The 12,422-nt window shown below is 72.0% G+C and carries 13 protein-coding genes and 1 pseudogene; 4 read left to right on the top strand and 10 right to left on the bottom strand.

Features of this window, described 5'->3' with window-relative positions; all coding sequences use genetic code 11:
• Positions 1 to 86 (bottom strand): annotated as a pseudogene (locus ABD369_RS41545) (DUF4097 family beta strand repeat-containing protein); the annotation flags it as partial.
• Positions 87 to 323: 237 nt separating this feature from the next.
• Between ABD369_RS41545 and ABD369_RS20300 the strand changes: the two are divergent.
• Positions 324 to 1,079, top strand: coding sequence for a GbsR/MarR family transcriptional regulator (locus ABD369_RS20300; RefSeq protein ID WP_344637871.1), 756 nt, complete (start codon positions 324 to 326; stop codon positions 1,077 to 1,079).
• Between the two features lie 79 nt (positions 1,080 to 1,158).
• On the opposite strand, the gene ABD369_RS20295 is transcribed toward ABD369_RS20300, so the two are convergent.
• Complete coding sequence (locus tag ABD369_RS20295) at positions 1,159 to 2,016, bottom strand: helix-turn-helix transcriptional regulator (RefSeq protein WP_344637885.1); 858 nt, start codon at positions 2,014 to 2,016, stop codon at positions 1,159 to 1,161.
• Positions 2,017 to 2,149: 133 nt separating this feature from the next.
• On the opposite strand from ABD369_RS20295, the gene ABD369_RS20290 reads away from it, so the two are divergent.
• A complete protein-coding gene (locus ABD369_RS20290) occupies positions 2,150 to 2,998 on the top strand; it encodes an NAD-dependent epimerase/dehydratase family protein (protein WP_344637870.1) in 849 nt (282 codons plus the stop codon).
• Positions 2,999 to 3,081: 83 nt separating this feature from the next.
• On the opposite strand, the gene ABD369_RS20285 is transcribed toward ABD369_RS20290, so the two are convergent.
• Positions 3,082 to 4,065, bottom strand: a complete 984-nt coding sequence (locus ABD369_RS20285; RefSeq protein WP_344637869.1) for a DMT family transporter — start codon at positions 4,063 to 4,065, stop codon at positions 3,082 to 3,084.
• Between the two features lie 202 nt (positions 4,066 to 4,267).
• Positions 4,268 to 4,936, bottom strand: a complete 669-nt coding sequence (locus ABD369_RS20280; protein ID WP_344637868.1) for a CatB-related O-acetyltransferase — start codon at positions 4,934 to 4,936, stop codon at positions 4,268 to 4,270.
• A 109-nt stretch (positions 4,937 to 5,045) separates the two neighbouring features.
• Here ABD369_RS20280 and ABD369_RS20275 point away from each other — a divergent pair, with 109 nt between their 5' ends.
• Complete coding sequence (locus ABD369_RS20275) at positions 5,046 to 5,684, top strand: TetR-like C-terminal domain-containing protein (RefSeq protein WP_344637867.1); 639 nt, start codon at positions 5,046 to 5,048, stop codon at positions 5,682 to 5,684.
• Positions 5,685 to 5,781: 97 nt separating this feature from the next.
• Positions 5,782 to 6,450 (top strand): peptidylprolyl isomerase, encoded by a 669-nt coding sequence (locus tag ABD369_RS20270; protein ID WP_344637866.1) that lies wholly within the window; start codon positions 5,782 to 5,784, stop codon positions 6,448 to 6,450.
• 171 nt (positions 6,451 to 6,621) lie between these two features.
• Here the strand turns inward: ABD369_RS20270 and ABD369_RS20265 are convergent, their stop codons facing one another.
• The 6 genes from ABD369_RS20265 to mqnC form a co-directional block, all read right to left on the bottom strand.
• On the bottom strand, positions 6,622 to 7,023 hold the full coding sequence (locus ABD369_RS20265; RefSeq protein WP_344637865.1) for a hypothetical protein: 402 nt from the start codon (positions 7,021 to 7,023) through the stop codon (positions 6,622 to 6,624).
• A gap of 94 nt (positions 7,024 to 7,117) precedes the next feature.
• Positions 7,118 to 8,422 (bottom strand): geranylgeranyl reductase family protein, encoded by a 1,305-nt coding sequence (locus ABD369_RS20260; protein ID WP_425557681.1) that lies wholly within the window; start codon positions 8,420 to 8,422, stop codon positions 7,118 to 7,120.
• Between the two features lie 133 nt (positions 8,423 to 8,555).
• Positions 8,556 to 9,248, bottom strand: a complete 693-nt coding sequence (locus tag ABD369_RS20255; protein ID WP_344637863.1) for a demethylmenaquinone methyltransferase — start codon at positions 9,246 to 9,248, stop codon at positions 8,556 to 8,558.
• A gap of 147 nt (positions 9,249 to 9,395) precedes the next feature.
• Complete coding sequence (locus ABD369_RS20250) at positions 9,396 to 10,001, bottom strand: hypothetical protein (RefSeq protein ID WP_344637862.1); 606 nt, start codon at positions 9,999 to 10,001, stop codon at positions 9,396 to 9,398.
• A 233-nt stretch (positions 10,002 to 10,234) separates the two neighbouring features.
• Positions 10,235 to 10,864, bottom strand: coding sequence for a hypothetical protein (locus ABD369_RS20245; RefSeq protein ID WP_344637861.1), 630 nt, complete (start codon positions 10,862 to 10,864; stop codon positions 10,235 to 10,237).
• Complete coding sequence (gene mqnC, locus ABD369_RS20240) at positions 10,864 to 12,042, bottom strand: cyclic dehypoxanthinyl futalosine synthase (protein WP_344637884.1); 1,179 nt, start codon at positions 12,040 to 12,042, stop codon at positions 10,864 to 10,866. The genes ABD369_RS20245 and mqnC overlap by 1 nt, the downstream gene beginning before the upstream one ends.
• Positions 12,043 to 12,422 lie beyond the last annotated feature (380 nt).

Below are 12,422 nucleotides of genomic sequence, written 5' to 3'. Positions count from 1 at the left end.
GCGCGGTCGGCGGCGATGAGCTGGATGCGTCCGGCGGGGACGGCCAGGACGGCGGAGATCGGGGCGGGGGTGTCGAACTTCAGCATCGTGCTCTCCTGTGCTCGCTCGTTGTTTCTGACACCAGAAACGCTACGTTGCTTTCCAAAACAAGACAACATGCAAGTTGCATAGAATCTGCATCTCTGCAGGTAAGAGGCGAGAAACTGTTGCAACGGCTCTAAAATTAACGCAACGATGACTTCTCAGATCATTGCAATGGGTGAGAACTGAACGCTATGGTGGGGGAATCAGGAGCCCCACGAAAGATCACCGAGGAGATCGCGATGCCCGGAGGCAGGCTCACTCAGCAGGAACGCCAGCAGATCGCGCTGGGCTTGGCGGACAGCCTCCCCTACGCCGAGATCGCCAGGCGCCTCGAACGCCCGACCTCGACGATCACCCGTGAGGTGATGCGCAACGGCGGCCCCACCGCCTACCGCCCCGACCTGGCCCACCGCGCCACCGAACACCGCGCCCGCCGACGCAAGTCCACCTCCTCCCGAGGGCCGGAGTCAGCCCCCCAGCCGCACGGACGCGACGCCGAGGCCGTGGCCGAGTACGAGGAAAGGCTCGCCACCGTCTACATGGCTTCGGGCCTGCCCAAGATGCCGGCCCGAGTGCTGGCCTGCCTCTACACCACCGACGCGGGCAGCCTCACCGCGTCCCAACTCGCCCAGCGCCTCCAGGTCAGCCCGGCATCCATCTCCAAAGCGATCACCTTCCTCGACAGCATGGACCTCGTCCGCCGCCAACGCGACGAACGCCGCCGCGAGCTCTACATCGTCGACGACGACCTCTGGTACCAGTCGATGCTCCGCAGCGCCCGATCCAACGACCAACTCGTCGAAACCTCACGCCAGGGCGCCGCCGTCCTCGGCCCCCACACCCCCGCCGCCACCCGCCTCGAGAACGCCGCCCGCTTCCTCGACTTCATCTCCGACAGCATCACCCGCGCCGCCGAACAGGCCCGCGAAATCCTCTACACCAAATCCGAAACGACCTCGGACGGCACCGCCGAGCCGAGTTCAGATCACGGATAGACCGCCGTCTCGATCGTCTCAGCCATGAGACCTCCGGAAAACGAAGTCGAGCGAACGAATCACACGTGTTGACGATGCATCAGCTCACCCGTGGCTCCGCCCGCCCGAAGTCCTGCCGTCCCACCACCCGCAGCAGTTCGAGCCGCTGCGCCGACTCGCTCCCCGGGCGGGCGGTGTAGATCAGCAGCAGTTGGTCGTGGTCGGTGCCTGCGAGCACCTCGCAATCGACCTCGATCCGTCCGACCACGGGGTGCAGAAACGACTTCCGGCCGTTCCGGCGGACAGCCACCGGGTGCTGCTCCCAGAGCTCGGCGAACTCCGCGCTCGCGGCGAGCAGCCGGTCCACCAGGTCGACCACCTGGGGGTCGGTCGGCCGGGCCGCCCGGGTGGCACGCAGGTGGGCGACATTGGCGCGGGCGAGGTCGGCGTGGTCCTCCTCCGGGAACAGCGCCCGGGCGGCCGGCGAGGTGAACCACCTCCAGCTGATGTTGCGGTCCTCCGGGCGCAGTTCGGCGGCGTCGCCGAACAGCGCGACCGCCATGGCGTTCTGTGCCAGGACGTCGCCCAGGTCGGAGAGCACCTGGGCGGGGGTGTCGTGCAGCCGGTCCAGCACCAGGAGCAGGCCGGGCCGCAGGTGGCTCAGGGCCCGTACGGAGCGCGGCGGCGGGTGGCCCGCGAGGTGGAAGAGGTGGTCGCGTTCGTCGTCGGTCAGCCGCAGCGCCCGCGCGAGCGAGGCGATCAACTGCGGTGAGGGCTGCGGGCCGCGCCGCTGTTCGAGCCGGGCGTAGTAGTCGACCGAGAGGCCGGCGAGTTGGGCCACCTCCTCCCGGCGCAGACCGGGCGTACGGCGGCGGGCCCCGGGTGGCAGGCCCACATCGGCCGGGGTCAGCCGGGAGCGGCAGCGGCTCAGGAAGTCGGCGAGTGCGGGTCGGTCGATCACCGTTCGAGCATCCCAGTCGCTGCCGCACCGAACCAGGGATTCCTGATCCCTGGCTAAGGGGGTCTCTCCCGCCGTCCGCGCCGACCGGGCACGGTGGTTGCAGCGAGATCGAGACGACGGAGGAGCCGAGTTGAAGAAGATCCTGGTCACCGGAGCGACCGGCAAGGTCGGCCGCAGGTTCGTGCCGCGCCTGGTGCGGTGGGAGGGGGCGGACGCGGTCCGGATCCTGGTCCGCGACGAGACGAAGGCCGCAGACCTGGCCGGGCTCGGCGTCGACGTGGTGCAGGGCGACCTGCGCGAACAGGCCGCCCGGGTCAAGGCGCTGCAGGGCGTGGACGCGGTGGTGAACGTGGCCGCCGCACTGCGCGGGGTGCCGGACGAGGAGGCGTACGCGGTCAACCGTGACGCGGCGGTGGAGCTCGGCCGCGACGCGGCCGAGGCGGGCGTGCGGCGGTTCGTCCAGACCAGCACCAACCTGGTGTACCGCGGCGGCCTCGGCCGGCCTGCCGTGGAGTCGGACGAGCTGCGCCCGGACGCCTCCTGGGGCGCGTACGCCGCGTCGAAGGCCCAGGCCGAGGAGGAGCTGCGGGAGCTGGAACTGCCCCTGGTAGTGGTGCGGTTGGCCTTCGTGTACGGCGAGGGTGACACGCACCTGGCCCAGTCGCTGCAGTGGGCCGGCCAGTGGGCCTCGCACCAGCGGCTGCCCGTGGTCCACCACGCGGACGCGTCCCAGTCGCTGTGGCGCGCCGTCCGGACGCCGGGCATCGAGGGCCGCGCGTACAACGCGGTCGACGACGCGCCGATCACCGCGTACGACCTGCACGAACTGCACGGCGTACCGCAGCCGGAGGGCGCGGCCGCACGCGAGGCCGGGGACCCGTGGGAGGGGCACGCGAGCAACGCCAGGATCCGGGCCGAGCTCGGCTGGCGGCCGCTGTACCCGTCCGTCTGGACGGCTCGCGACGCGGGCGCGCTCTGACCGCTGCGCTCCGGCGCACAACGTCCACTCCACGCGGGGGCTCGGCAACCCGCACTACGAACCCGGCGGCCGGGAGCGTTCACTCAGCGCGCGTGGTCCAACTCCCGCTCTGCCCCGGCGCTGTGCTCCGCCTCCGTACGCTCCCGCACAGCGGCGGCCTCGCCCTCGTCGGCCGCCGCGCGCCGCCCGCCGCCCAGCCCGGCCCGCCGGCCGCCCTCGGTGCCCACCAGCACCAGGAGTCCGCCGAGCAGCGCGAGCGGCGACAGGCGGTCGCCGCCCAGGGTGGTGCCGAAGACGGCGGCCCAGAGCGGCTCGGTGCCCAGCAGCAGGCTCACCCGAGAGGGTGAGGTGGCGCGGACCGCCCACATCTGGACGAAGAACGCGAACAGCGTGCAGAGCAGCGACAGGTGCAGCAGGTACACCCACTGCACCGGCCCGAACCCGGCCGCCACCGCGAGCGCGGACGGCCCGGTGAAGACCGAGGCGATCACGAACACGAGCCCGGACGTGGCGAGTTGGACCCAGGTGAGGGCCAACGAGTCGGTCCCCGCGATGGCCCTGGTGCGGGACATGGTGAGCACGTGGACGGTCCGCACCAACGCCGCGGCGAGCACCAGCAGGTCGCCCATGCCCGGCGCCCGGAATCCGCCGCCGGTCAGCAGGGCGACCCCGAGCACCGAGAGCCCGGCCGCCCCGAGGAAGGACCAGGACGGCGCGGTCCGCCGTACCGCGCTCTCGGCGAGCGGCGTGAGCACCATGGTGAGGCTGACGATCAGACCGGCGTTGGTCGCCGAGGTGTGCACCGCACCGTAGGTCTCCAGCAGGAAGATCGCGCCGAGGACCGCGCCGAGCGCGGCCCCGCCCAGCCACTCGCGCGCGGTGAGCCCCCGCAGTGCCCGGAACGCGAACAGGCCCAGCAGCGGCAGCACCAGGCCGAAGCGCAGTACCAGCACCGGCAGCACGGTCTGCGGCGTCGCCAATTGCTTGACCACCAGGAAGCTGGATCCCCAGACCACGGCCACCGCGAGCACGGGCAGGTCACGGACGATCGGCGGGACGGAGCGCATACGATGTTCCCTCCGGGAGTGGAAGGCCGAAGGCCCGTACGGCGTCGGACGGTTCTGCGGCGGCGGGGTGACATCCTCGCGCGGCACCGGACGAACGATCAACGGCTTTCCGGATCTTGGAAGCCCCGGCGCGGGCGCCGTGCTCCCCGAAGGCCGTCGTCGCGGCCCTCCTGGAGGGGCCCACCTTCACGCGCGAGCCGGGTCAGCCCTCCTCGGTCAACAGCCCGTTCCGCCGGGCGATCTCCTCGATCTCCGCCGGCGTACCCGACATGATGACCCGCAGGTGCTCGGTGACCAGCTCGACCGGCCAGTGCCACCACGCGGCCCGAAGCAGCCGTTCGACGTCCTCGTCGGAGAACCGCCGCTTGATCGGCCGGGCGGGATTGCCGCCCACGACGGTGTACGGCGCGACGTCCGCGGTGACCACCGCACCCGTCGCGATGATCGCGCCGTCGCCGATCCGTACGCCCGGCATCACCGTGACGCCGTAGCCGAACCAGACGTCGTGCCCGACCACCGTGTCACCCCGGCTCGGCATCCCGGTGACCAGGTCGAGCGTCCGCTCGGTCCAGGTGCCGCCGAACATGGTGAACGGGAAGGTCGAGACGCCCATCGCGGGGTGCTCGGCGCCCGCCATCAGGAAGCGGGTGCCGCTCGCGATCGCGCAGTACCGCCCGATCACCAGCCGCTCGGACCCGTACGCGTAGAGCACGTTGCGCTGTTCGAACTCGGTCGCGCCGTCCGGGTCGTCGTAGTAGGTGTACTCGCCCACCTCGATCCGCGGATCGGTGACCAGGTTCCGCAGCAGGACGACGCGGTCGTGCCCGGCCAGCGGATGCAGCACGGTGGGGTCGGGGATCACATCGGGCACAGCGGTACCTCCGGCACTGGGGACAATCTAACGCGACCGACGTCGCATTAAGATGGAGCATGTCAGTGCGGCACCAATCTGGCAACTCTTAACGCGACTGGAGTCGACTTTGCCTACCGCCACCCCCACCCCCCGGCCGGGCGGCCGCAGCGCCCGCGTCCTCGCCGACGTCGTCGCCGCCACCCTCGCCGAGGTCTCCGAGAAGCCGTACGACCAGCTCACCGTGGACGCCGTCGCCAACCGCTCGGGCATCCACAAGGCCACCCTCTACCGCCGCTGGGGCGGCATGGACGGCCTGATCGCCCAGGCCCTCACCACCTCCGCCGAGCAGCCCTGGCCCATCCCCGACACCGGCTCGGTCGACGAGGACGTCCGCCTGCTCGCCCACGAGGTGTACGCCACCTTCACCGACCCCGAACTGCGCACCACCCCGACCGCCCTGATCGCCGCCGCACTGCGCTCACCTCGGGGCGCCGAGGCGCTGCACGCCTTCTTCGCGGCCCGGCACCGGCAGGCCGCCGAGGTCGCCGTCCGGGGCGTCGAACGCGGTGAACTCCCGTCCGGCGCCGACCCGGTGGAGCTGGTCCGGGCCGCGACCGCCCCGCTCTACCACCGCCTCTTCCTCACCGGCGAACCCCTCGACGAGCCCGCCGCCACCCGCGCCGCGGCCGCCGCCCTGCTCGCCGCCCGCGCGGGCCTCTTCTCCCCCGAACCGCAGGACAACTCCCCTTCTCCGCAGCCCCGCTAACACCAAACCGCCCCACGCATAGCAGGTTCACCCCGGGGGCATCAGTGAGTACGCCATGCCAACTGCCATGGCACACACCCCCGGGAGGGAACCCCGCATGAAGCGCAAGCACTGGGCACTGCCACTCGCCGCCGCCGTCGCCCTGCCCCTCGGCCTCGCCACCACCGAAGCCGAGGCGGCGACCCCGGCCCCCACCCCCGCGCCCACCGCCTGCAGCTACACACCGGCCGTCCCGGCCGACAACTTCAAGGGCATACCGGTCTTCGACCCGGTCAAGGCCGCCAAGCCCTACCACGCCACGCTGCGGACCAGCCAGGGCGCCATCACCTTCCAGGCCCTGACCGACAAGGCGCCCTGCACCACCTTCTCGTTCCGCTTCCTGGCCGAGCACTCCTACTTCAACCGCACCCACTGCCACCGCCTCACCACCAAGGGGATCTACGTCCTCCAGTGCGGCGACCCCACCGGCACCGGCAGCGGCGGCCCCGGCTACTCCTTCCCCGACGAGAACCTCACCGGCGCCACCTACCCCGCCGGCACCGTGGCCATGGCCAACGCCGGCCCCAACACCAACGGCAGCCAGTTCTTCTTCGTCTGGAAGGACACCAAGCTCTCCCCCGCCTACACCCCCTTCGGCCGCGTCACCGCCGGCCTCGACGTCCTCCAGAAGATCGCCGCCGCCGGCGAGGACGACCAGAACAACCCCGGCGACGGCTACCCCACCCTCCCGGTCAACATCCACCAGGTCCGCATCACCAACCGCTGACCCTCAACTCCCGTACGGCGCGGGCGCGCCGGCGCCGTACGGGCCCCGCTCGGCCGTTCGCCCACTGCGCCCCTGTCGTCTTCCGTGGGACGGACGAGCAGATCGCCGCGATCGACTCCGGCCGGCTGCCGGCTGCCGGTTGCCGGTTGCCGGTTGCCGGTTGCGAACGGGTCACTCCCCGCAGTTGAACGGGTCCAGCTCCGGCGGGTCGAGTTCGGTCCAGAGCGAGAGCACGTCGGCCACGAGCAGGAGCGTGACGAGGAGCAGCAGCACGACCAGGCCGGCCTGGACGGCGCGGACCGGTGCACCGCCGCCGCGCGGGGCGGTGGAGAGGAGCCGGATCAGCCAGACCGCGGTGACCAGGGCGAGGAGGGTGGAGAGCGCGCCGAGGCCGATGGCGAGTGGTGGGACCGCGCCGGCGTGGTGGCAGTGCCTGGTGGGCTCGACGACGTAGTGGTCGTAGAGCAGGCTGTCGGTGATCTCGGCCGCCACCGAGGCCACGCACAGCAGGAAGGCCCACAGCGCCGAGCGCAACCACAGGCGCCGGTCGGGCAGATGGCCGTTGTCGAGCACGTACGTCCCCCGTCGTGTCCCGCCGTCCGCTCCCCGGACAGCGCGCCGGGGAGCGTAACGGCGCCGACGGAACACGGCAAACCGACGGCAGAGGTCAGGCGTTGGGCGCGACCTTGGCGAGGCCGTTGATGATGCGGTCCATGGCGTCGCCGCCCTGAGGGTCGGTCAGGTTGGCGAGCATCTTGAGGACGAACTTCATCAGGACGGGGTGGGTCAGGCCGCGCTGGGCGGCGAGCTGCATGACCTTCGGGTTGCCGATCAGCTTCACGAAGCCGCGACCGAGGGTGTAGTAGCCGCCGTAGACGTCCTTGAGGATGCGGGGGTAGGCCTGTAGGGCGCGCTCGCGGCCGGCGGGGGTGACCCGGGCGTGGGCCTGGACGATGACACCGGCGGCGAGCTGGCCGGATTCCATCGCGTAGGCGATTCCCTCGCCGTTGAAGGGGTTGACCATGCCGCCGGCGTCGCCGACCAGCAGCAGGCCGCGGGTGTAGTGCGGCTGGCGGTTGAAGGCCATCGGCAGGGCGGCGCCGCGGATCGGGTCGGTCATGTTCTCGGGGGTGTAGCCCCACTCCTCGGGCATGCCGGCGCACCAGGCCTTGAGCACCTCACGCCAGTCCAACTCCCCGAAGGAAGCGGAGGAGTTGAGGATGCCGAGGCCGACGTTGGAGGTGCCGTCGCCCATGCCGAAGATCCAGCCGTAGCCGGGCATCAGCTCGCGCCGACCGCCGCGGGTGTCCCAGAGCTCCAGCCAGGACTCCAGGTAGTCGTCCTCGTGGCGCGGGGACTTGAAGTACGTCCGGTAGGCCACGCCCATCGGGCGGTCCTCGCGGCGGTGCAGCCCCATCGCCAGGGAGAGCCGGGTGGAGTTGCCGTCGGCGGCGACCACCAGCGGTGCGCGGAAGGCCACCGGGCGCCGCTCCTCGCCCAGCTTGGCGGTGACGCCGACGATCCGGCCGGTGCGGTCGTCTAGCACCGGGCCGCTGACGTTGCAGCGCTCGTACAGCCGGGCCCCGGCCTTCTGGGCCTGCCGGGCGAGCAGTTCGTCGAAGTCGGCGCGCTTGCGGACCAGGCCGTAGTCGGGGAACGCGGAGAGCTCGGGCCAGTCCAGTTCCAGCCGGACGCCGCCACCGATGATCCTCAGGCCCCGGTTGTGCAGCCAGCCGTTCGCGGTGGAGACGTCGATGCCCATGTCCACCAACTGCTTGGTGGCGCGTGGGGTCAGGCCGTCACCGCAGACCTTCTCGCGCGGGAACGCGGTCTTCTCCAGCAGCAGGACGTCGAGTCCGGCCTGCGCCAGGTAGTACGCGGTGGTCGAACCCGCCGGGCCGGCACCGACCACGATGACGTCGGCGCTGCTCTCGACGGTGTCGGCGCTCAGGTCGGCTGCGGTCTCGGACACGGTGGGCACACTCCTGCGGGCAGCGGGTCGGTCTGGGCGGCAAGGGCCCGTCCTGGCCCGCGAGGGGGCCGGGGCGGGCTCGGACGAGTCTAACGAGGGCCCCTCGGGGCGGAGCCCGACTGCCCGGTGGGGCTCAGAGGTTGAAACCCCGGTGCAGGGCGACGATCCCGCCGGTGAGGTTGCGCCAGGCGACCTTGGACCAGCCGGCCTGCTGCAGCTTGGTGGCCAGCCCGGGCTGGTCGGGCCAGGCCCGGATCGACTCGGCGAGGTAGACGTACGCGTCCGGGTTGCTGCTGACGGCGGTCGCCACCGGCGGCAGGGCGCGCATCAGGTACTCGGTGTAGACGCTCCGGAAGGGCGTCCAGGTCGGGGTGGAGAACTCGCAGATCACCAGCTTGCCGCCGGGCTTGGTGACCCGGCGCATCTCGCGCAGCGCGGCGTCGGTCTCCTGGACGTTGCGCAGGGCGAAGGAGATGGTGACCGCGTCGAAGACGCCGTCCGCGAACGGCAGCCTGGTGGCGTCCCCGGCGGTCAGGGCCAGCTCGGGGTGGCGGTGCTTGCCCTCGGCGAGCATGCCGACCGAGAAGTCGCACGGCACGACCTTCGCACCGGCCTCCTCGAAGGGCAGCGAGGAGGTGCCGGTACCGGCGCCGAGGTCGAGCACCAGCTCACCGGGCCTGGCGTCCACCGCGTCGGCCACCGCACGCCGCCAGGCACGGGCCTGGCCGAGCGAGAGCACGTCGTTGGTGCGGTCGTACTTGGCCGCGACATCGTCGAACATCGCGGCGACTTCGTGCGGCTGCTTGTCCAGAGAGGCTCGGGTCACGGACCCCATTCTTCACCCTGGCACCCGACGCCACGGCAACGGGTGTGCGTACACCTCCCGAGAGCCCCTCCGGCGCGGCTCCCGGCGCCCCCTCGCCGCACCCTCGGCGGCCCCTCCGGCGCGGCTCCCGGCAGCCACGTCACACCTTCAGCGCAGCGCGCGCCGCCCGCCCCTGCGCCGCCGCCGGGAGCGCTTGCCGTGGGTGATCGAGGGCATCCCCTCGCCCAGCGCCTCGGTGGCGAAGGCCACCGTGGTGCTGATCCGGGCGCCCCGGCCGTGTACCCGTACGGACTGCTGGATGGACTGGGTGGCCCGCCGGTGCCGCCAGATCCGGACCACGCAGCCGGCGCAGAGCAGCAGCGCCGTCGGCACGCTGACCCGGGCCAGACCGATCCCGGCCGGCTGCGGGTAGTGCTCGCCGCAGACCCGGACGGCGCTCAGGTCGTCGGCGGCGTGTTCCAGGCAGATCCGGTCGCCGACCTTGGCGTCCGCCGGCAGCCACAGGTCGGCCGCCGTGCGCTGCCGCCCGTCGGCCTGGTAGCTGACCGCGCTGTAGGTGGCGCTGCCGGACGGGAGCTGGGTGACGGTGCCCTCGGTGCGGACGGGGTGGGCGGTGATCCGCTCCGCCTGGTCGGCCTGACGCCAGCCGAGCAGGCACATCCCGACCGCGAGCACGGCGCTGAGCACTGCGGCGAGGTACCAGCCTCGGCCGAGGCGCGCGCTGCGAAAGCGGGGGACGGTCGCGGATCGCATGGTTCCTGTCCTGGCTGCCGGACAAGGCCCCCGGGGGAAGGGGCCGATGGTGAGGTGACCCGTTCAATCGCTGGGGGAGGCGATCTGAAGGGCTGTCCGGGATGGTAACCGCTGGCGGGGCCTCAGGTCACGACAACGATCAATCAGTTCATCGGACCAACCAGCTTGCGCGCTGGTCTCCGGCCAGATTCCGTCCGTGCACCAGCCATCCTTCCGCGGCAACAGGCCCTTCCTCAGCGCCGTCGGTACAGCAGCCTTCCGCCGAGCACCGTGGCCAGACAGCAGCCCGCGCCCGCCGCCTCCAGCTCGGCGACCGAACTCACATCGAAGACCGCGAAGTCGGCCCGCCCGCCGACGGCCAGCGGCCGGTGCACGGCCTGCGCCAGTCCGGTGCCGGCCAGCGGGTCCAGGCCGCCCTCGGCGCCGTCCCCGGCCAGCGCCACCAGCCCGGACCTGGCCACGGCGGTGCGCACCACCGGCAGCTCGAAGGGCCCCGCGACCGCCGTGGTCCCGTACGCCAGCATCCGCTGCAGACCGCGCCGGGCGCTGCCGCCCCGCCGCTCCTGGTCCAGCTCACCGGGCTCCCCGCCGAACGCCTCGGCGTACGCCGCGCCGGACAGCGGCTCACTGCCCAGCTCCTCCCGGGGGTCCGGGTGGTACGCCCGCTCCAGAAGCCACTGCCCGTACGGATTGCGCAGGCCGGGCACCAACAGCCCGTCCCACGTCCGCTCCCTGGCACCGGCCACCGGCCGGTACGGACCGGTGGCGGCCACCACGCCGCCGTCGACCAGCACCGCCCCGTCGTGGACCGGCGGGGCGGCGGGGTCGACCACCAGTACGGCGGCGCGGTGCAGCGTCAGCATCAGTTCGCGGAGAGGATCTTCAGCTCGGGGTGCGCGGTGCCGCCCTCGATCGCCGTGGAGGCGATGTGCGAGGCGACCCGGGGGTCGACCGGGTCGTTGGCCGGGTCGACCAGCACCCGCAGGTGCTCGTAGGTGGTGGAGCGCTGCGCGGGGACCCGGTCGGCGGCCCGGATCAGGTGGATCAGCTCGGTCAGGTTGGAGCGGTGCTTGGCACCGGCCATCGAGACCACGTTCTCCTCCAGCATCACCGAGCCGAGGTCGTCGGCCCCGTAGTGCAGCGAGAGCTGGCCCGCCTCCTTGCCGGTGGTCAGCCAGGAGCCCTGGATGTGCGCCACGTTGTCGAGGAAGAGCCGCGCGATGGCGATCATCCGCAGGTACTCGAAGACGGTCGCCTGGGTGGAGCCCTTGAGGTGGTTGTTCTGCGGCTGGTAGGTGTACGGGATGAAGGCGCGGAAGCCGCCCGTACGGTCCTGCACGTCGCGGATCATGCGCAGGTGCTCGATCCGCTCGGCGTTGGTCTCACCGGTGCCCATCAGCATGGTGGAGGTGGACTCCACACCCAGGCCGTGCGCGGCCTCCATGATCTCCAGCCAGCGCTCGCCCGACTCCTTCAGCGGGGCGATCGCCTTGCGCGGACGCTCGGGCAGCAGCTCGGCTCCGGCACCGGCGAAGGAGTCCAGACCCGCCTTGTGGATCCGGGTGATGGCCTCCTCGATGGAGACGCCCGAGATCCGGGACATGTGCTCGACCTCGGAGGCGCCCAGCGAGTGGATCACCAGCTGCGGGAACTCCGCCTTGATCGCGGAGAAGGCGCGCTCGTAGTACTCGACGCCGTAGTCGGGGTGGTGACCGCCCTGGAACATGATCTGGGTACCGCCCAGCTCGACCGTCTCCGCGCAGCGGCGCAGGATCTCGTCGAGGTCCCGGGACCAGCCCTTGTCACTCTTCGGCGGCACGTAGAAGGCGCAGAACTTGCACGCCGTCACACAGACGTTGGTGTAGTTGATGTTCCGCTCGATGATGTACGTCGCGATGTGCTCGACCCCGGCGTACCGGCGGCGGCGGACGGCGTCGGCGGCGGAGCCCAGCGCGTGCAGCGGTGCCCAGCGGTAGAGGTCCAGCGCCTCCTCGGGGGTGATCCGGCCCCCGGCGGCCGCACGGTCGAGAACGGCCTGCAGGTCAGTGGCGGTGGGGGCGCCCCCGGCCGGAGGCTGGGACGCCGCAGGCGGGGTGGGGGTCCCCCCGGCCGGAGGCTGGGACGCCGCAGGCGGGGTGGGGGTCCCCCCGGCCGGAGGCTGGGGGAGGGTCTGCTCGGACACCTGTCGGGCCTTCTTTCTCTCCGGCATCGGGGCGCCTCGGCCGAGCGGGACAGGGGACGAATCGCTCGGCCGACATGGCCGAACCAGCCTACGCCAGCACCTTTGCGCCACCTTTGCGCCCCCGCCCCAGCACTGCCCGGCCGGCCCGGGCGCGGGGACGCTCGCCCCTACGGCGGGCCGCTCACGCCTCGCGCGCGCCGCCGGGATGGTGCGCGGAGGTCAGAACGGACGCCTGCCCT

The organism is Kitasatospora cystarginea (genome assembly GCF_039533515.1).
GTDB lineage: Bacteria > Actinomycetota > Actinomycetes > Streptomycetales > Streptomycetaceae > Kitasatospora > Kitasatospora cystarginea.
This window is presented reverse-complemented; position numbering and strand designations above follow the sequence as displayed.